Origin of the sequence: Amycolatopsis mongoliensis (assembly GCF_030285665.1) — a bacterium.
In the GTDB taxonomy this organism is placed as follows: Bacteria; Actinomycetota; Actinomycetes; order Mycobacteriales; family Pseudonocardiaceae; genus Amycolatopsis; species Amycolatopsis mongoliensis.
In genome coordinates this window covers 7,458,081-7,476,104 of the sequence record NZ_CP127295.1, presented here as the reverse complement: position 1 = coordinate 7,476,104, position 18,024 = coordinate 7,458,081, and the positions used below count along the sequence as shown (strand labels likewise).

15 protein-coding genes and 1 pseudogene are annotated in these 18,024 nt (G+C 70.3%); 6 read left to right on the top strand and 10 right to left on the bottom strand.

The window, feature by feature from the left end; genetic code table 11:
• Window positions 1-26 precede the first annotated feature (26 nt).
• Window positions 27-542, top strand: a complete 516-nt coding sequence (locus QRX60_RS36015) for an AAA family ATPase (protein WP_285995906.1) — start codon at window positions 27-29, stop codon at window positions 540-542.
• On the opposite strand, the gene QRX60_RS36010 is transcribed toward QRX60_RS36015, so the two are convergent.
• Together QRX60_RS36010 and QRX60_RS36005 are read right to left on the bottom strand one after the other, a co-directional pair.
• Window positions 511-681 carry a hypothetical protein gene (locus QRX60_RS36010; RefSeq protein WP_285995905.1) on the bottom strand — a complete coding sequence of 57 codons (171 nt, stop codon included), beginning with the start codon at window positions 679-681 and terminating at the stop codon, window positions 511-513. The genes QRX60_RS36015 and QRX60_RS36010 overlap by 32 nt on opposite strands.
• A 344-nt stretch (window positions 682-1,025) precedes the next feature.
• Window positions 1,026-1,187: pseudogene (locus QRX60_RS36005) on the bottom strand (arginase family protein); the annotation flags it as partial.
• 572 nt (window positions 1,188-1,759) lie between these two features.
• Between QRX60_RS36005 and QRX60_RS36000 the strand changes: the two are divergent.
• Together QRX60_RS36000 and QRX60_RS35995 are read left to right on the top strand one after the other, a co-directional pair.
• Window positions 1,760-3,190 carry a DUF1996 domain-containing protein gene (locus QRX60_RS36000; protein ID WP_285995904.1) on the top strand — a complete coding sequence of 477 codons (1,431 nt, stop codon included), beginning with the start codon at window positions 1,760-1,762 and terminating at the stop codon, window positions 3,188-3,190.
• 67 nt (window positions 3,191-3,257) lie between these two features.
• Window positions 3,258-3,608, top strand: coding sequence for an MmcQ/YjbR family DNA-binding protein (locus tag QRX60_RS35995; RefSeq protein ID WP_285995903.1), 351 nt, complete (start codon window positions 3,258-3,260; stop codon window positions 3,606-3,608).
• Here QRX60_RS35995 and QRX60_RS35990 read toward each other — a convergent pair.
• Window positions 3,584-4,792 (bottom strand): MFS transporter, encoded by a 1,209-nt coding sequence (locus QRX60_RS35990; protein WP_285995902.1) that lies wholly within the window; start codon window positions 4,790-4,792, stop codon window positions 3,584-3,586. The two genes, QRX60_RS35995 and QRX60_RS35990, sit on opposite strands and share 25 nt — an antisense overlap.
• A 75-nt stretch (window positions 4,793-4,867) precedes the next feature.
• Between QRX60_RS35990 and QRX60_RS35985 the strand changes: the two genes are divergently transcribed.
• Window positions 4,868-5,422, top strand: coding sequence for an ArsR/SmtB family transcription factor (locus QRX60_RS35985; RefSeq protein WP_285995901.1), 555 nt, complete (start codon window positions 4,868-4,870; stop codon window positions 5,420-5,422).
• A gap of 276 nt (window positions 5,423-5,698) precedes the next feature.
• Here the strand turns inward: QRX60_RS35985 and QRX60_RS35980 are convergent, their stop codons facing one another.
• The 6 genes from QRX60_RS35980 to QRX60_RS35955 form a co-directional block, all read right to left on the bottom strand.
• Complete coding sequence (locus QRX60_RS35980) at window positions 5,699-6,457, bottom strand: SH3 domain-containing protein (protein WP_285995900.1); 759 nt, start codon at window positions 6,455-6,457, stop codon at window positions 5,699-5,701.
• 145 nt (window positions 6,458-6,602) lie between these two features.
• Window positions 6,603-8,045 carry a glycoside hydrolase family 3 protein gene (locus tag QRX60_RS35975; RefSeq protein WP_285995899.1) on the bottom strand — a complete coding sequence of 481 codons (1,443 nt, stop codon included), beginning with the start codon at window positions 8,043-8,045 and terminating at the stop codon, window positions 6,603-6,605.
• A 3-nt stretch (window positions 8,046-8,048) separates the two neighbouring features.
• Window positions 8,049-8,879 (bottom strand): carbohydrate ABC transporter permease, encoded by an 831-nt coding sequence (locus QRX60_RS35970; protein ID WP_285995898.1) that lies wholly within the window; start codon window positions 8,877-8,879, stop codon window positions 8,049-8,051.
• Complete coding sequence (locus QRX60_RS35965; RefSeq protein ID WP_285995897.1) at window positions 8,876-9,862, bottom strand: carbohydrate ABC transporter permease; 987 nt, start codon at window positions 9,860-9,862, stop codon at window positions 8,876-8,878. The genes QRX60_RS35970 and QRX60_RS35965 overlap by 4 nt, the downstream gene beginning before the upstream one ends.
• The gene (locus QRX60_RS35960) at window positions 9,859-11,160 is read right to left on the bottom strand and encodes a sugar ABC transporter substrate-binding protein (protein ID WP_285995896.1); all 1,302 of its coding nucleotides are present in this window, start codon (window positions 11,158-11,160) and stop codon (window positions 9,859-9,861) included. The genes QRX60_RS35965 and QRX60_RS35960 overlap by 4 nt, the downstream gene beginning before the upstream one ends.
• 377 nt (window positions 11,161-11,537) lie before the next feature.
• The gene (locus tag QRX60_RS35955; RefSeq protein ID WP_285995895.1) at window positions 11,538-12,386 is read right to left on the bottom strand and encodes a shikimate dehydrogenase; all 849 of its coding nucleotides are present in this window, start codon (window positions 12,384-12,386) and stop codon (window positions 11,538-11,540) included.
• A gap of 290 nt (window positions 12,387-12,676) precedes the next feature.
• Here QRX60_RS35955 and QRX60_RS35950 point away from each other — a divergent pair, with 290 nt between their 5' ends.
• On the top strand, window positions 12,677-13,996 hold the full coding sequence (locus QRX60_RS35950; RefSeq protein WP_285995894.1) for an MFS transporter: 1,320 nt from the start codon (window positions 12,677-12,679) through the stop codon (window positions 13,994-13,996).
• Window positions 13,997-14,386: 390 nt separating this feature from the next.
• A complete protein-coding gene (locus tag QRX60_RS35945; protein WP_285995893.1) occupies window positions 14,387-15,898 on the top strand; it encodes a CBS domain-containing protein in 1,512 nt (503 codons plus the stop codon).
• Window positions 15,899-15,903: 5 nt separating this feature from the next.
• On the opposite strand, the gene QRX60_RS35940 is transcribed toward QRX60_RS35945, so the two are convergent.
• Complete coding sequence (locus tag QRX60_RS35940; protein ID WP_285995892.1) at window positions 15,904-18,003, bottom strand: (Fe-S)-binding protein; 2,100 nt, start codon at window positions 18,001-18,003, stop codon at window positions 15,904-15,906.
• Window positions 18,004-18,024: the final 21 nt, after the last annotated feature.

Here is an 18,024-nt window from a genome sequence, read left to right as displayed (position 1 = left end):
GGCCCGCGCCGTGCGATCATGACCCGGTGCCTCCGCTGCTGATCGTCGTCGGCGGGCTGCCCGCCACCGGGAAGACCACCGTCGCCGCGGAACTGGCCCGCCGCACCGGTTTCTCCTTCCTGCGGGTCGACACCATCGAACAGGCCATCATCCGCACGACGTCCCTCACGCAGCCGCTCGGGCCGGTCGGGTACGTCGTCGCCCGGGAGGTCGCCGCCGACCTGCTCCGCACCGGCGTCAGCGTGATCGCCGAGTGCGTCAACCCCCTGGCCGTCACCCGCGACGCCTGGCGGGCCACCGGGCTCGGCCACGGCGCGCGGGTGCTCGAAACCGAGATCATCTGCTCCGACCCCGCCGAACACCGGCGCCGCGCGGAAGCCCGCGACACCGGCATCCCGGACCTCGTCGCCCCGGCCTGGCAGCAGATCGTGGACCGCGAGTACGAGCCGTGGACCCGCGACCGCCTCGTCGTCGACACCGCCCGGCTGCCGGTCGGCGAGGCGGTCGCGGTCATCGAAGCGGCGGCGCGACCTCGTCGTTGACGCTCTCCAGCCGCCGGCCGGTCGTGCGCGGACCGAGCACCGCGACGTCCACCGCGACCACCACCAGCGCACCGGCCACGACCAGGTACAGCGTCGGCGGGCCGTGCGAGTTCAGCAGCGGCACCAGCACGAACGGCATCGCACCGCTCGCCGGCCGCGAGAGCGAGTAGGTGCCGCTCGACGCGTTCCACGAGCGGCAGCGACAGCGCCGAGCCGACCGGCGAACAGCAGCGACTGCGAGAGGGCGCGGTCCCGGTCTCGCTGCGCTGACGTGAATGACTCATTCCTGTCGTCCGGCGACAGGAATGAGTCATTCACGTCGGTCCGGGCGGTCGGCCAGCAGCGGGAGCTTCGGGTCCCAGGTGGTGCCGTCGGCGGCGTCGCGGCGGCGGCGCGCGATGCCCGACAGTGCCTCCAGGACCACCCGGTTCGCCAGGAACGACGTGATCTCCGCCTGGTCGTACGGCTCTGGCGGATGTACTGCGGGCCGAACCGGGTCCCCGGGCGGTGCGAGGTCCCGCCGTCGAACGGCGCGCCGAGAATGACGACGTCGGCGCCGCGATAAGTGGCGGCGTCCGCCCAATCGCACCGCTGCACGCCCAGGAATGTGATGTCCGGGCCGAACTGGGTTCCGTACCGTGCCATGGGCACGGATTGTGCCGCGTCGCGCAACATTCGACCAGTGGGCATTCGGCAGGCCTCACCCAGGGATACGGATGCGGGTTCGGATCGGTTCAAAGTTTTTCGCCACATCCTCCGGAGCTGGACAACGCCCCGGTCAGCGGCCCAGGATGAGCCCACCCCCGAGTACGCCGGAGAGGGACACGCGCGGCGATCCAGCGTGATCCAGCTGCGGGCCGACGCGCCCGCGTTTTTCGCGTCCGCCATTCTTGGTCAATTCCCGCCGCCTTTTCGCGACCACGCACGACTACGCAAACGGAACCCCGGCCTGACGGTTCGTAATTGCCGAAAATACCTTCTTGCCCGGTGTCAAACCCCGGTGTAGCTTCCATCACGGAACGATAACCAGCCGGTTGACGGCGCGGCCACGGGCAGGTGGCGGCGCCCTCATCGATGTCGGGTCGGTGGACCGGCCGGGAATCGTTTCGTCCCGCCGACGCTGCTTCTGAATGTCTCAGTCTGGTGGGCACGAGCCTGGGCTCGGCCCGCCAGTGTCGCGCATTCCCGCCAGCCCGACACCCCCGGAGGATCCATCCATGTCCCGCACCCAAGGGCGCCATCGCATTTCCCGCAGAACGAAGATCGCGACCGGCGGCATCGCCCTCGCGCTCGCGGTCGGCGGCATCGTCGTCGCGACGACCACCGGCAACACCGGTGAAGCGAGCGCCGACGAGGCGAACCCCGCCTTCTTCGTCGACATCCTCAAGGTGCAGCCGAACCAGTTCGACCCGCGCCCGGTCTACGGCGCGTCGACCGGCACCTTCACCGTCGACTGCGGCCGCAACGAAAACCAGCACTTCAACCCCGACAACTTCATCGCCCAGCCCGGCGTCCGCAACGGCGCCCAGCACCTGCACGACTACGTCGGCAACCTCTCGACGAACGCCGACTCCAACAACAAGAGCCTCGTCAAGGCCGGCACCACCTGCCGCAACGGCGACAAGTCCGCCTACTTCTGGCCCGTCGTGCGCATCGACACCGGCGAAGAAGAGAAGAACGAGCCCGCCAAGGCGCCGGACGGCGACCGCGCGCAGGCCGACCAGGAGGCCAAGACCGTCCAGGTCGCGTGCCCCGACGTCGCCAGCAAGCTCACCGACGTCCCCGACCAGGCCATGGCCGAGGTCGGCGACAACCTCGACCAGCTCGACACGCAGACCGACGAGGCCAACCAGCGCATCGCGCAGACGCAGGGCCAAGGCGGCGCGAACTTCGTGCAGAACGCCATCCTGAACCCGCTGAAGGACCGGCGGGCCGCGATCCTCGACCGGATCGCCACCATCATCGCCCGGTTCGCGCCGAAGCCGAAGGACCTCGGTGGCCTCGCGCCGTGCGCGCCGAAGCCGGGCAAGGACACCGGGACGCCCACCCCGCCGCCGAGCAGCACCGCGGGTGGCGCGTTGCCCGGGCAGGACGAGAACAACGAGCTTCCGGGCAACGACGGCAAGATCCTGCGCCCGCAGAAGGTGCAGATCACCTTCCGCGGCAGCCCGGTCGGCAAGGTCGTGGCGATGCCGAAGTTCCTGCGGGTGCTCTACGGCGACGCGAAGGTCTCGACCAACGGGCCGGCCAACGCCCGCGCGAGCTGGACGTGCACCGGATTCGAGAACCGCGTCACGGACAAGTACCCGATCTGCCCGCAGAACAGCAAGGTCAAGCGGATCCACACGTTCCCGAGCTGCTGGGACGGGAAGAACACCGACAGCGCCAACCACCGCACGCACATCGTGTTCCCGGACCGGTCCGGCCAGTGCGCCAAGGGGTTCAAGGCCGTTCCGCAGCTGCAGATCTCGCTGACCTACGACATCCCGCACGACATCCAGGTCAAGAAGCAGTACAAAGTGGACGCTTTCCCGCAGGAGAAGCACAACCCGTTCTCCGACCACGACGACTTCGCCAACGTGATGTCGCAGCGGATCATGAACGGGCTGGTCAACTGCGTGAACCGCGGCAAGACCTGCCGGGCCTGACTCCCCCGCCGAAAGCCGGCGGCGCAGTGTGCACTGCGCCGCCGGCTTTTGCGGCAGGATGGCCGCCATGGTCACCGGTGACGAGGTCCGCGCGTTCGCCCTGACGCTCCCCCGCGCGTACGAGGCGTTCGTGCGTGACCGGGCCAAGTTCCGCGTCGGGCAGATCGTGTTCGTCGCGCTGTCGCGGGACGAGACCGTGATGGGGTTCGGTTACCCCCGCGACCAGCGGGAAGCGCTGGTCGCGGGCGAGCCGGAGAAGTTCCTGATGCCGGAGCCGTCCGACCTGCGCTACCAGTGGGTCCGCTGCCGGCTCGCGACGATCGACGCGGACGAGATGCGTGAGCTCGTCCTGGACGCGTGGCGGATGTGCGTGCCGAAGAAGGTCTGGGCCGCCTACGCGGAGGCGCACTCGCTCTGAGCGAGGGTGTCCTCGGTCAGCCCGCGAAGCCCGGCCACGACGCCGAACGCCAGCACGGCCATCACCACGAAGACCAAGCGCAGCCCGAACGCCTGGGCGATCGCCCCGCCGGCCAGGGCGCCGAGCGACTTGGTGCCCCACGCGACGAGCCGGTAGCTGCTGTTCAGCCGGCCCAGGAGCCGATCCGGGGTGAGCCGCTGGCGCAGGGACACCATCACGACGTTCGACACCAGGACGCCCGCCCCGCCGACGAAGAACCCCGCGCCGGCGGCGTACGGGTTCGCGGTCACCGCGAGCACGCCGACCGAGAGACCGCCGGTCAGCCAGGAGATCCAGAGCGCGCGGACGCGGCCGCACCGGCGTTCCACCACTTCGGCGACCAGCGACCCGGTCAGCCCGCCCGCCGCGCTCGTGGCCATCAGCAGCCCGAACGCCGGCGCGGACAGGCCCATCGCCGATCCGGGACCCACCGCGTAGAGCACGAGGACGGCGAAGGTCGCGCCGGTGGCGAAGTTGAACGTGCCGACCATCACCGAGAACGTCCGCAACACCTTGTGGTGCACCAGGAAGCGCAGACCCTCGGCGATGTCCGTGCGCAGCTTGGTCGGCTTCTCCCGCGGGATCCGGTACTCACCGCGCACGAGCAGCAGTGCCGCGACGGCCACCGCCCACAGCGCCACCGGCGTGACGAGCGCGGCGACGACACCGGCCGCGGCCAGCACTCCGGCGAGCGGCGGACCGGCGAACTCGTTGGCCGTCTGCTCGGCGGCGAACATCCGGCCGTTGGCGCGGGCCAGCAAGTCCCGCCCGACGACCTGCGGGACGATCGACTGCGCGGCGGTGTCGTAGATCGTCTCGGCGCACCCGACACCCACGGCCGCGACGTACAGCGCCCAGATCGATCCCCCGCCGGAGACGGTCAGCAGCGTGACGGCGGCGAGGAGCCCGCCGCGCACGAGGTTGGCGGCGAGCATCGCGCGACGGCGGTCGAGCCGGTCGACCAGCGCGCCGGCGGGCAGCGCGAGCACCAGCCACGGCAGGCTGAAGGCGAAGGCGAGCCCCGCGATGAGCGCCGGCTCGCGGGTGTAGCCGACCGCGATCAGGGGCAGGGCGACCTTGAGGACGCCGTCGGCGAGGCTGGACAGGCCGGCGGCGGACCACAGCCGCCAGAACGTGGGGTTCATGGATGGAGGATTTCACATCGATGGGGTTTTCTCCATCGATGTGACTCGATTCCATCGATGGACTACGCTCCGCTCATGACGGAACCCCGCCGCCGACGTCCGGCGACGCCGGAGGAGGCCAAGGCCCTCGGCCACCCGCTGCGGCTGCGCATCATGCGGATGTGCCTGGTCGAGGAGCTGACGAACAAGCAGCTGGCCGATCGTCTCGACCGCGACCCCGGGACGGTCCTGCACCACGTGCGCCAGCTGGTGTCGGCGGGTCTGCTGGCACCGGCCCCGGTCCGCACGGGCGCGAGCGGGGCGCTGGAGAAGCCGTACAAGGCCGACAACGAGACGTGGTGGCTGGACGGCCCGCTGGCCGACGCCGACGCCGAGACGCGGTTCGCGCCGATCGAGATCTTCCAGGAGGAGATCCGGGCGGCGGGGCCGGAGTCGGTGGCGGTGCACGAGAAGTTCCTGCTGCACCTGTCCCCCGACGAGGTCGAGGAGCTGGACCGGCGGATCCTGGCGGTGCTGGACGAGTACGTGGCCACCGACCACGAACGCCTCGACCGCCCGGCTCTGGGCGGGATCTTCGTGCTGCACCACGTCAAGCGCGAGGCCCCGGGCCCGGACGAACGACGTGAATGACTCATTCCTGTCGTCGGACGAGAGGAATGAGTCATTCACGTCGTTCCCGGGCCCGGCACGCCGCGCGGCCCCTGCCCGGGGGAGGTGGGCAGGGGCCGCGTCACGCTCGCCCGGCCGGGGATGGTGGCCGGGGTTCACGCGGCCGAAGGTGGACCTCACCATCGGCTCGTCGAGCGGAATACCGCTTCACCCACGCGGCGAAGCGGTCTCCGGTTCGCTGTCCGACGCGGTTCCCGCCCACCCCCAGGGCGGCGGGACCCGCGCCCGCTCAGCGCGTCAGTGGTTCACCTTGAACCACGGCTGCGACCAGCCGAGGTAGGTCTGGCCCCACTTGCTCTTGATCTGCGCGATCGTCGTCTCGGTGTAGCTGCCGTAGCCGTTGATGTCGTTCGACAGGAACTTGCCGTCGCCGATCGAGATCATCGTGTGCCCGGCGCCGCTGCTCTTGAAGAAGGCGAGCCCGCCGGCCGGGACCTGGTAGTCGCCGGGGTGCTTGAACGAGGCCGGGATCTGGGTCCAGTGGATGTAGGCCGTCTCCGAGCCCGAGGCGGTCCAGCCGTAGTTCTGCGCGTTGATCCGGTCGCACCAGCCCTCGTAGGAGTCGAGGTCGTTGGTGTGGACCCGGGTCTTGGCGTAGGCGACCGCCTGCGCGCAGGTCTTCGGGTTGCCGGTGCCCGCGGTGGTGCACGTCAGGGTCGAGCCCGCGCAGTCCGGGGCGACCCGGCCGTCCGAGCCGGTGTAGACGTACGCGTCGCTGACGTAGCCGTCGCCCACCTTGTCCCAGATGTCCGACGTGCCGTACTTGCCGTCGACGGTCGATCCGTTGGTCTGGCAGGAGATGGTGACCGCGGTACCGTCGGCGATGGTGCCGACCGGGCTCCCGCTGGTGCTCGGCGTGGCCCGCACGGTCAGCGCGATGCCCGAGTCGGTGTGCACCGTGCCCGTGGCCGCCAGGGCCGGGGTGGCGCCGGCGAGCACGATCGCCGCGGCGATGCCGGCCACGCCGGCCACCCGCTTCCCGATCCGAATTCTCATTTGTCCGTCCCTCCAGGATTCGTGGTGGGGACAGCATGGCGACCGCCGGTACAAGGCCCGTACAAAACCGCGAACGCCTCCTGAAGATGCGGCAAAAAGGACGAAGCCCCGCCGGAACTCCCGGCGGGGCTTCGGCGAAACCGGCTCAGGCCAGGTACTCCGCCGCCGCGCGAAGGCTGACATAGGAGCCGCTGAACGTGTCGATCCGCGGGCCGTCACCGTCCGCGGGTCCCGGCACGCCGGTCTCCACCCGGATATAGTCCACAGTGGACAACGCGGCCAGCAGCGCGCGCACGCGCGGGTGCCGGTGCGCCTCCCGGGTCACCACGACGACGCTGCGGAAGTCCCGGGCCGCTTCGAGCACCACGTCCGCGTCGTCGGGGGTCGCGGTGAGCGTCCGCGTGCCCGGCACCAGCTCGGCCAGGTGGGCACCGAGGCCCCACGGCATCGGGCCGGCCGCGATGGTCGGCTCGGTCTGCACGTCCACCACCAGCGGCGGCCCGTCCAGCCGCACGTCACCCCGGACGCGCAGTGCCTTGCGAGCCGCCTCGAGGCCGAGCCGCCGGTCGACCGGGCCGACCTTCGCCGGAGCCGGGTCGGTACCCAGCGCCGCCGTCCGCGCGGCCGCCTCGGCGAGCCGTTCCCGGGGCAGCTCCCCCGCCGCGACCGCGGCCACGACCGCCTCGACGCACGCGTCCAGGTGCTCGGCCTCGAACGCCGCGCCGCCGAGGCAGAGCGCGTCCGCGCCCGCGGCCAGGGCCCGCACGGCCGAGCGGCCGAGGCCGTCGTGCTTGCCGTACGCGCCCGAAACCGCACCCATCTCCAGGGCGTCGGTGATCACCGCGCCGGTGAAGCCGAGCTCGCCGCGCAGGACGTCGGTGAGCGCCGTCCGGTTGAGCGTCGCCGGCTCGTCGCCCCAGGCCCGCACGACCAGGTGGCCCGACATCACCGAACGCACCCCGGCCCGGATCGCCGCGGCGAACGGGACCAGCTCGATAGCGCGCAGTGTTTCTGGCGTGCGCGGCAGCACCGGCAGCGCCACGTGGGAGTCCTCGGTGGCCGCGCCGTGGCCCGGGAAGTGCTTCGCGCACGCCGCGACGCCGTACTTCTGGAGGCCGGTCACGTAGGCCGCGACGTGCGGTGACGCCTTCGCCGGGTCGGACCCGAACGCCCGGACGCCGATGATCGGGTCCTCGGCCGCCAGGGTCAGGTCCGCACACGGCGCCAGGTTCAGCGTGACGCCGCAGGCCGCCAGCCGTTCGCCGAGCGCGGCGGCGACCGCCGTGGTCAGCTCCGGGTCGTCGGCCGCGCCGAGGGCCAGCGGGCCGGGCACGAACGACCCGGTGTTGACGTCGAGGCGGGTGACGTCGCCGCCCTCCTCGTCGATCCCGACCACGACGCCGTCCCGCTCGCCCCGCAGCTGCGCGGTGAGCGCGGCGACCTGCTCGTCGTCGACGACGTTGCGTCCGAAGAGCACCACCCCGCCCAGCCCGCCGGCCACGCGCCGGCGCAGCCAGTCCGGTGCGGTGGTCCCGGCGAACCCGGGCAGGAGAACGGCCTCGGCGAGCTGTGCTGCATCCGAAGACAACGGCTACCCCTTCACGGCGCCGGCGGTCGCGCCGGACACGAGCTTGCGTTGCACGAGCAGGAAGAACACCAGCGCCGGGATCGCGTAGATGACCGACGCGGCCATGACGCCGCCCCAGTCGGTGGCGAACGCCGTGCGGAAGGACGCCAGCCACACCGGCAGCGTCTCCTTCGGCTTGTCCTGGATGAACACCAGCGCGAACAGGTACTCGTTCCACGCCGTGATGAAGCTGAACACCGACGTCGTGACCAGCCCGGGCCCGAGCAGCGGCAGCGTCACCCGGCGGAACGCGCCGGTCTGGCTGCAGCCGTCGATCATCGCGGCCTCTTCCAGCTCGTACGGGATCCCGTTGACGAAGCCGTAGAGCATCCAGACCGTGAACGGCAGCGTGGTCGCGAAGTAGATCAGCAGCAGCGACGGCAGCGTGTTCAGCAGCCCGGCGTCCCGCATCAGCAGGAACAGCGGGATGAACAGCGCCGACACCGGGGCCAGCTGCGCCACCATGACCAGCACCAGGAAGCCCTTGCGGCCGGTGAAGCGCAGCCGCGACAGCGGGATCGCCGCCAGGGTTCCGGCGACCAGCGCGCACAGCACCGAGCCGACCGTGACGATCAGGCTGTTCATCAGGTAGACCGGGAAGTTGTCCTTGCCCAGCGCCGTGGCGAAGTTGCCGAACGAGATCGACGTCGGGATCAGGTCGTACTTCGGCGAGAGGATCTCGCCGGGCGTGCGCAGCGACGTGACGAACATCCAGTACGTCGGGAAGACGATCGCCAGCGCGACGAGCACGCCGACCACCGAGAGCACGATCCGCTGTGGCAGCGATTTCCTCACGACAGATCACCTTCCCGGGTCCGGGTGAGCAGCTGGATGTACCGGCCCGTGATGAGCGCGAGCACGATCAGCATCAGGGTCGCGATCGCGCCCGCCGCGCCGAAGTGGTTGCCCGCGATGCCCTTGAGGTACAGGACCACGGCCAGCGTGGTGCTCTCGCCGTCGGGACCGCCCTCGCGGATCGCCCAGATCTGGGCGAACGCGTTGAAGTCCCACAGCACCGACAGGAACGTCACCATCGTGGTGATCGGCCGGATGGCGGGCCAGGTGACCGCGCGGAACGTCTGCCACGCGCTGGCGCCGTCGATGCCTGCGGCCTCGTACTGCTCGCGCGAGACGCCGATGATGCCCGCGTACAGCGAGAACGTCACGAACGGCACGGCCTGCCACACGATGAGCAGCCCGATCACCGACAGCGTGCTGGCGCCGCTGGAGAACCACGAGAAGCCGATGAAGCCGTGGAACCCGAGCCGGTCGAGGGTCTTGTTGAGGATCCCGTACTGCTCGTCGAAGATCCACTGGAACACCGTGGTCGTGGCGATCACCGGCGTCGCCCAGGCCAGCACCAGCGTCACCTGCACGATGATCCGCACGACCGGGCCGAGGTGGCGCATGAGCACCGCCAGCAGCAGGCCGCCGAGGATGGTGGCGGCCACGATGGCGGCGGTGAAGACCAGGGTCCGGAAGGTGATCGTCCAGAACTCCGGGTCCGAGAGCGTGTTCGTGTAGTTGTCGAACCCGATCCAGATGGTCTTGCCGGAGACGAGCTGGCCGATGTCGAGCTTGCGGAAGCTGATCGCGAGCACCTGGACCAGCGGCCAGGCGAGCAGGACGAGGATCGCGGCGAGGGCGGGGAGGAGGAGCAGGTACGGGAGCACCCGGTCGCCGAACCGGCCCCGCCTGCGCCTCTTGACCCCCGCGTCGCGCGGCGATGCCGGCGGGGTCGCCCCCGCCGGCATCGTCACATTCGCGGTCGCTGTCATCCGCCGATGAGCTTGTTCAGCGCTGCGTTGGCGTCGGCGGTCGCCTGGTCGAGCGTCTTCTTGCCGGTCAGGTACGCGGTCAGCATGTCCTTGACCGGGTTCTGGCCGGACTCCACGTCACCCCACTTCGGGCTGGCCGGCACGGCCTTGCCGTTGGCGGAGGCCTTCGCCATCACGCTGCCCATCGGGTCCTTGTCCAGGCCGGTGAGGTCGGTCCACGTGCCGGGCACGACGCCGGCGGCGGCGAGCTGGCCCTGGTACTTCGCGCTGGAGAGCAGCTTGATGTACTCCTTGGCCGCGGCCACGTTCTTGCTGTTGGCCGGGATGGCCAGGTTGGAGCCGCCCAGGAAGACCGGGGCGCTCTGGCCGGCGGTCTTGCTCGGGATCGCGAACGCGCCGGTCTTGGCGGTCAGGCTCGGGTCCGTCTTCGCCGCGGTCGCGACCTCCCACGGGAGGCCGATCATCATGGCCACCTTGCCGGCGCCGTACACGGTCGCCTGCTGCGGCTTGGCCTCGTCCGCGTCCTTCGGCGCCTTGGTGCCGGAGGTGTCGACGAGCTTCTTGTAGAAGTCGAGGCCGGCCTTCGCGCCGGCGCTGTCCAGCGTCGCCTTGTAGTTCTTGCCGTCGGCCTGGGCGATGTCACCGCCGTTGTCCCAGATGAACGACAGCAGCGCGTACCAGTTCTGGCCCGGCATGTAGAGCGCCTGGAAGTCGGGGTCGGAGCCGAACTTCGTCTTCAGCTTGCCGATCGCGTCGATCCACTCGTCGTTCGACGTCGGCGTCTTGGTGATGCCGGCCTGCTCGAACATGTCCTTGCGGTAGATGACCTCGCGGTTGGCCGCGTAGAACGGCACGCCGTAGACCTTGCCGTCGTAGGTACCCGAGTCGGCGAGGCCCTTCAGCCACTGCGCGCCGTTGAAGCTGTCCTTGTCGCCGGTCAGGTCGGTCAGCACGCCCTCCTGCGCGGCGAACGCCGCCGTCTGGGTGTTGCCGATCTCGATCACGTCGGGCGGGGTACCGCCGGCCAGCGCGGTGGTCAGCTTCTGCTGGATGCCGTCCCACTGCTGGATTTCGTACTTGACCTTGACCCCGGGGTGCGCGGTCTCGAACTCCTTGTTGAGCGCGTCGGTCAGGGTGGTCGGCGCGGACCCGGTCATCAGCCAGACCGTGACGGTGCCGCTGAGCGGCGCGTTCCCGCTCGACGAGGCCGCGGTGTCCGAGCCGCTGGAACCCGCGCAGCCGGCGGTCGCGAGGGTCAGTGCGGCGGCGCCCGCCGCCAGCTTGAGCCAGCGTTTCACTCGATGCCGTCCTTTCGATGCCCGGCCGGACCGCGGCCGGACTCCCCAAATGGTGTAGACCAATGTTGGGGTTAGAGTGGTACGTACCACAGGCGCTGTCAAGGCGGTTGCCGGAACGTTGTAAACGCACCGGGGAGTCTGACGCGGTGTAGTCGCCCGGTCACCGGCACCGGCCCGACCTGCGGTGGAAGTCGTCCGAATAGGAGGGTGTCCGGAACGTTTTTCACCGGTGGGCGCGCGGAATCCTGCGCGCGACCACCCGGACGGCGCAACGAAAACCGTCCCGGGAAAAGACTTCCCGGGACGGCGGCCGGCGAGCGGATCACTCGGGCGGAGGTTTTCGCTGGTGGCACGGCGCGTCGCGCGCCGTGCGGGGTTCACGCGGCGCGGGCGGCCTTCCCTTCGAGGGTGTCGAAGTGACGCAGCATCCGCGCCGGGTCCGGCTCGACGCCGGTGAACAGCCGGAACGACTCGGCGGCCTGCAGCACGACCATGCCGCCGCCGTGCAGCACGCGGCAGCCGCGGGCCCGGGCGCCGGCCAGCAGCGCGGTCTCCAGCGGCCGGTAGACGATGTCGGCGACCCACAGCTCCGGCCGCAGCAGCTCCATCGGCACCGGCGAGCCGGGATGGGCGGCCATCCCGGTCGGCGTGGCGTGCACCAGGCCGTCGGCGCGCTGGACGGCCTCGAGGTCTCCGGTCTGCGCGCGGCCCGCGCCGAAGCGACGGCGCAGGGCGTCCACCAGCTTCGCGCTCCGCTCCCCGTCGACGTCGTGGATGGTGAGCCGTCCGGTGCCCAGCGACAGGAGCGCGTGCGCGACGGCCGCGCCCGCCCCGCCGGCGCCGAGCAGGACGACGTCGTCCATCCGGACGTCCGGCAGGCCGCGCGTGAGGCTGCACGCGAAGCCGGTCGCGTCGGTGTTGTGCCCGATCGCGCGGCCGCCGTCGAAGACCACGGTGTTGACCGCGCCGAGCGCGGCGGCCTCCGGCGAGAGCTCGTCGAGGTGCGGGAGCACGGCCTGCTTGGCCGGATGAGTGACGTTGAGGCCGTCGAAGCCGGTCGCCCGGGCCGCGGCGACGACGTCGGCGACCGGGCGGCGCAGCACGTCGAGGTCCAGCAGGCGATAGACGTAGCGGAGGCCGAGCTCGTCGGCCTCCCGCTCGTGCAGCGCCGGGCTGGCGGACGGCCCGATGCCCGAGCCGACGAGTCCGATCAGGTAGCTGGTCACGCCACGTCCTCCCGATTTATGTACGAACTAGTACGTTCACTTTAGCCCGGTGCTCGCCCCCGGCGGAAGGGCTGGACGAACCGCCGTTTGCCGTGAAGGACTCCTTACCGGCTCTTATGGCCGGGAAGGAGTCCTTCACGGCTTTCACGAGCGCGGAGCCCGCCGGTGATCGACTTCCCGTCCCCCCTTGACACCTCGGGTCCCGTCTCGCACTCTTTGTTAACTAACTAGCCCGTACATTGCTTCCGCCGACTCTGAGCAACGAAGCACGGACGTCAGGAGCTCATCCCGTGACCGGATCGATGCCCCGCAAGGCGGCGCTGGCCGCCTGGATCGGCAGCGCGCTCGAGTACTACGACTTCTTCATCTACGGCACCGCCGCCGCGCTGGTGTTCAACAAGGTCTTCTTCCCCGCCTCCTCCCCCGCGACCGGCACCCTGCTGGCCCTGGCCACCTTCGGGGTCGGCTACCTCGCCCGGCCGGTCGGGGCGTTCGTCCTCGGCCACGTCGGCGACCGCTTCGGCCGCAAGCGCGTCCTCGTCTTCACGCTGCTGCTGATGGGCGTCGCGACGTTCGCCGTCGGCTGCCTGCCGACGTACGGGACCGTGGGCGTGCTCGCGCCGATCCTGCTGGTCCTCTTGCGGCTGCTGCAGGGACTTTCCGCGTCCGGTGAGCAGGCGGGCGCGAACTCGATGTCGCTCGAACACGCCCCGGAACGGCGGCGCGCGTACTTCACCAGCTTCACCCTCAGCGGCACCCAGGCCGGCCAGATCCTGGCCACCGCGATCTTCCTCCCGGTCGCGGCGCTCCCCCAGGACCAGCTGCTGACGTGGGGCTGGCGGGTGCCGTTCTGGTGCAGCGCGGCGGTCGTGGTCGTCGGGTTCGTCATCCGCCGCAAGCTCGACGAGACACCGGTGTTCGAACGCACCGAGGTCGCGAAGCTGCCGGTCGCCGTCCTCTTCCGGGACCACTGGGCGGACGTGCTGCGCGTGGTCGTCGCGGCGACGATCGCGTCGGTGAGCACGATCTTCACGGTGTACGCGCTCAGCTACGCGGTCAACACGATCGGCCTGGCCCGCACGCCGATGCTCTGGGTCGGGGTGCTGGCCAACGTCGTGGCGCTGGCGGCGATCCCGCTGCTCGCCGGGCTCGCCGACCGGGTCGGGCGCAAGCCGGTGTTCATCACCGGGTGCCTGCTCTGCGGCGTCCTGATCTTCCCCTACCTGTGGTCGATTTCGATCGGCTCGTACGCCCTGCTGTTCGTGCTCGGCATCGTGCTGTTCGGGGTGGCGTACTCCGGGGTGAACGGGGTCTGGCCGTCGCTGTACGGCGAGATGTTCACCGCCCGGGTGCGGCTCTCGGGCATGGCGATCGGCACCCAGATCGGCTTCGCGGTGGCGGGGTTCGCGCCGAGCGTGGTGGCGGCGATCGGCTCGGCCAAGGAGGACTGGCTGGGCGTCGCGATCTTCACCGCGGCGGTGTGCGTGGTGACGGCGGCCGCCGCGGCGACGGCGCGGGAGACCCACCGCGTCCCGACCGCGGAGCTGGGCCGCAAGAAGCCGGCGATGTCGTCACCGTCCACTGTGGTCGCTTCCACTGTGGACAGCTGACGGCCGGCGCGGGCGCGCCCGTTTCCGGCGCGCGCCGGCAGAGTCCGCGCGGTCCTACCGCGATGAAGTGAATGACCCATTCACTTCATCCGACGACATGAATGACTCATTCATGTCGTCGGACCAGCCACCGCACCCCCGCTCGCCAGGGTCTCGCTGTCGACGAACGTGCCGGCGCGCGAGCCGGCGCCGGACACCAGGTCCCGCGCGCCTCGCGCCGGAGCCACGCGTGCCGGCACCTTCGAGCGTCGCTGTTCCCCGCTGCCCCATCGCCCTCCCACCGGAAGACATGCCACGAACGGGTGAACCAGTCCGCTTTCGGGCGACGATCATCGCCCCTGGACCGACTGGGTGCGTAAGCCAGTTCGGCTCCAGGGCACCGGGAGAACGATGAAGTCTGCATGGCAGGTCCGCGCGGGAAGACACGGCGAGCGCGACCAGGAGTCCCTCGCCGAAGGTCTCGCGATCGCCGGCTGGGGCGGCGTTCCCGCGCTCGGCCGGTTCGACACCCGGGAAGCGCTGAAGGCGGGGCTGCGGGAGTGCTACCCGCAACGGTCCACCTACGTGATCGGGAACTGGGCGGGGCAGCTGTGGCGTTTCTACCGGGAGATGAACGAAGGCGACCTCGTCGTCATGCCGCTCAAGAACGTGCGGCAGTTCGCCATCGGGGAGGTCACCGGGGCGTACCACTACCGTCCCGGCGCGAGCCCGGACTGCCGGCACGCCCGGCCGGTCCGGTGGCTTCGGCGGGACATCGACCCCGGTGAGTTCGGCGCCGACCTGCGCGGCAGTCTCGGTTCGCTGCTCACCGTCTGCCGGCTGAGCCGGCACGAAGCCGCCCGGCGGATCGGAGAAGTCGCGGCCGGACGGCCGGACCCGGGCTGGCGGCACGCCTCGGCGAACCTCGACCCCGACGCGACCCGGGCCGACCTGTGGGAAGCCGTCGAGAGCGGTGCGGTGCCCGTCCAGCTGACCGTCCGGAACCTGCTGTCCCTGTGGGGTTACCGGCGGCGCACCGCGACCTCCCAGGTGACCGTGCACTCCGAGCTGGCCGAGCACGGGGTCACGACCAGGCCACCGTTCACCACGGTCCGGATGGACACGGCCGTCGAGCTGGTCCCGATCGCCGTCGAGCCGGGCGCGACCGACTCGGAGCCCGACTCACCCGAGGCCGAGCCTGGGGACGACCTGCCCGCCAAGTGGATGGTGCGCGCGATCCTGCCGGAGAAACCGGCCATCGAGACCATCACCGCCGGCGAGCCGCTCGCCGCCGCGGTGACCCTGATGCTGGCCAAGGACTACTCGCAGCTGGCCGTGACCGATGACGACGGATTCTACGCCGGCGCCGTCAGCTGGGAATCCATCGGCCGGGCCCGCCTGGCGAAGCCCGAGCCGACGTTGCGGGACGCCACCACCCAGGTCCGCGTCATCGACTTCGACGACGAGCTGTTCGGGCAGATCGACGAGATCTGCAGCCGGGGTTACGTGTTCGTCCGGGGAGGGGACCGCCGGACGCTCGTCGGCATCGTGACCGCCAACGACCTCGCCCGCCAGTTCGGCATGCTCGCCCGGCCGTTCTCCCTGCTGGAGGAGGCGGAGCTGCGGCTTCGCCGCCAAACCAAGCGCTGCGTACCCGAGGACCTGCTCGACAAGGTCGCGCCCCAGTGGGCGAACGGGAATCCGACGTTCGGCGGCTACGTGCGCCTCTTCGAGGATCTGCACCACTTCGACATGCTGAAGTGGCCGCTCGACCACGGGGCGTTCCTCGACCTGCTCAAAGAGGCGCGCCGGATCAGGAACGACCTCATGCACTTCTCCGGCGACGAGGTCCCGAAGCAGGACCTCGCCGCCATCGAAGGGTTCTGCGCGACCATCAAGGCCGTCGATCAGTCCTCGCGCTGAACCGGTCAGGGCTTGGGTGCCGCCTCCGGCGCCTTCACCCGTTCCAGCAGCAGCTGAGCCACGTCACGGACGTCGACGTTCTCCGCCTTCTGCTCACTCTGGCGCTGGACCAGGCCGTCCGTCAGCATCACCCGGCAGAACGGGCAGCCCGTCACGATCGTCTCCGCGTCGGTCGCGATCGCTTCGTCCACGCGCTCCAGGTTGATGCGCTTGCCGATCTGCTCTTCCATCCACATCCGCGCGCCACCAGCGCCGCAGCACAGGGCCCGGTCCGCGTGGCGGGGCATCTCCTCGAGAGTTGCTCCCGTCGCGCCGACCAGCTCGCGAGGCGGCGTGTAGACCTTGTTGTGGCGCCCGAGGTAGCACGGGTCGTGGTAGGTCACCTTCGGGCCGTCCTCGACCGTCTTCACCGGCGTCAGCCGGCCACCACGCACCAAGCGGTTGAGCAGCTGCGTGTGGTGCACGACCTCGTAGTGCCCGTCCAGGTCCGGGTACTCGCGGCCCAGCGTGTTGAGGCAGTGCGGGCACGTCGTGACGATCTTGCGCAGCCGCGGCTCGCGGCCCTCGAACACGGCGTTGAGCGTCTCCGCCGTCTGCTGCGCCATCATCTGGAACAGGAACTCGTTGCCCGCGCGCCGCGCCGGGTCGCCGGTGCACGACTCCTCCTTGCCGAGCACGACGTACTTCACGCCGGCGATGTGCAGCAGCTCGGCCGTGGCGCGGACCGTCTTGCGCGCCTGGTCGTCGAACGCGCCCGCGCAGCCGACCCAGTAGACGTATTCGACGTCTTCCGCGAGCTCGCCGTCGAACACCGGGACGTCGAAGCCGAGGTCCTTCGTCCAGGCCAGGCGCTCGGAGTTGTTCTGGCCCCAGGGGTTGCCCTTGGTCTCCAGGTTCTTGAACAGCCCGCCCAGCTCGGTCGGGAACGCCGATTCGATCATCACCTGGTAGCGGCGCATGTCGACGATGTGGTCGACGTGCTCGATGTCCACCGGGCACTGCTCGACGCACGCCCCGCAGGTGGTGCACGACCAGAGGACGTCCGGGTCGATGACGCCGTTGTCGGCTTCCGTCCCCACCAGCGGACGTGCGTCCTCGTGCTCCTTGCCGCTGAGGATGTAGGGCGCCTCTTCGAACATGTTGTCGCGCAGGCTCATGATGAGCAGCTTGGGCGACAACGGCTTCCCGGTGTTCCACGCCGGGCACTGCGACTGGCAGCGGCCGCACTCGGTGCACGTGGAGAAGTCCAGCATGCCCTTCCACGTGAAGTCGCCGATCTTGCCGCGGCCGAACGTGTCGTCCTCGCCCGGGTCTTCGAAGTCGATGGGCTTGCCGGCGGACTCCATCGGCAGCAGCGGGCCGAGCGCGTCCGGCAGCCGCTTCGCCGAGACGTTGATCGGCGCCACGAAGATGTGCAGGTGCTTGGAGTAGAGCACGATCGACAGGAACACCAGCATGACGCCGATGTGCAGCAGCAGGCCGACCGTCTCGAGCACCTCCGTCGCCGAGTGCCCGAGCGGCTCCAGGAGGTTGCCGACGCCGAGCGAGACGTACGCGCCCGAGTCGTACGGGAAGTTGCCGGACGCCGAAGACGCGCCCCGGTACAGGAACATCGTCCAGACGACGTTGAAGATCATGGCGAGGATCAGCCACGCGCCGCCGGTGTGCGAGCCGAAGAAGCGCGACGCGCGGTCCTTGCGCGCGGGCGCCTGCCGGATCCGGATCACCGTGAACACGCCCAGCGAGACGGCCACCATGACGGCGATGAAGTCCTGCAGGAAGCCGAGCACCGCCCAGTGGCCGATCCACGGGATCGCGAACCGCTCGTCGAAGAGCGCGCCGTACGCCTCGAGGTACACCGAAGCGAGGATCACGAAGCCCCAGAACGTGAAGAAGTGCGCCAGGCCGGGCACCGACCACTTCAGGAGCTTGCGCTGGCCGAACACCTCCCGCACCTGCGCGAACACGCGGGCGCCCAGGTCGTCCGACCGCTTGGTGTCGGGCTGGCCGGCCTTGATCAGCCGGTACAGGAACGCCACCCGCTTCCCGGCGACGGCGAGGCCGACGACGGTCATGAGCAGGCCGAGGATGAGACGAACGAGCACGAGTCCTCCGTGACGTGCTGG

Coding starts and splice junctions, on each gene's coding strand:
- QRX60_RS36000 (WP_285995904.1), top strand. CDS start 1,760: ATGTCCCGCACCCAAGGGCGCCATCGCATTTCCCGCAGAACGAAGATC.
- QRX60_RS35965 (WP_285995897.1), bottom strand. CDS start 9,862: ATGACAGCGACCGCGAATGTGACGATGCCGGCGGGGGCGACCCCGCCG.
- QRX60_RS35945 (WP_285995893.1), top strand. CDS start 14,387: ATGAAGTCTGCATGGCAGGTCCGCGCGGGAAGACACGGCGAGCGCGAC.
- QRX60_RS35985 (WP_285995901.1), top strand. CDS start 4,868: ATGACGGAACCCCGCCGCCGACGTCCGGCGACGCCGGAGGAGGCCAAG.
- QRX60_RS36010 (WP_285995905.1), bottom strand. CDS start 681: ATGCCGTTCGTGCTGGTGCCGCTGCTGAACTCGCACGGCCCGCCGACG.
- QRX60_RS35980 (WP_285995900.1), bottom strand. CDS start 6,457: ATGAGAATTCGGATCGGGAAGCGGGTGGCCGGCGTGGCCGGCATCGCC.
- QRX60_RS35995 (WP_285995903.1), top strand. CDS start 3,258: ATGGTCACCGGTGACGAGGTCCGCGCGTTCGCCCTGACGCTCCCCCGC.
- QRX60_RS35990 (WP_285995902.1), bottom strand. CDS start 4,792: ATGAACCCCACGTTCTGGCGGCTGTGGTCCGCCGCCGGCCTGTCCAGC.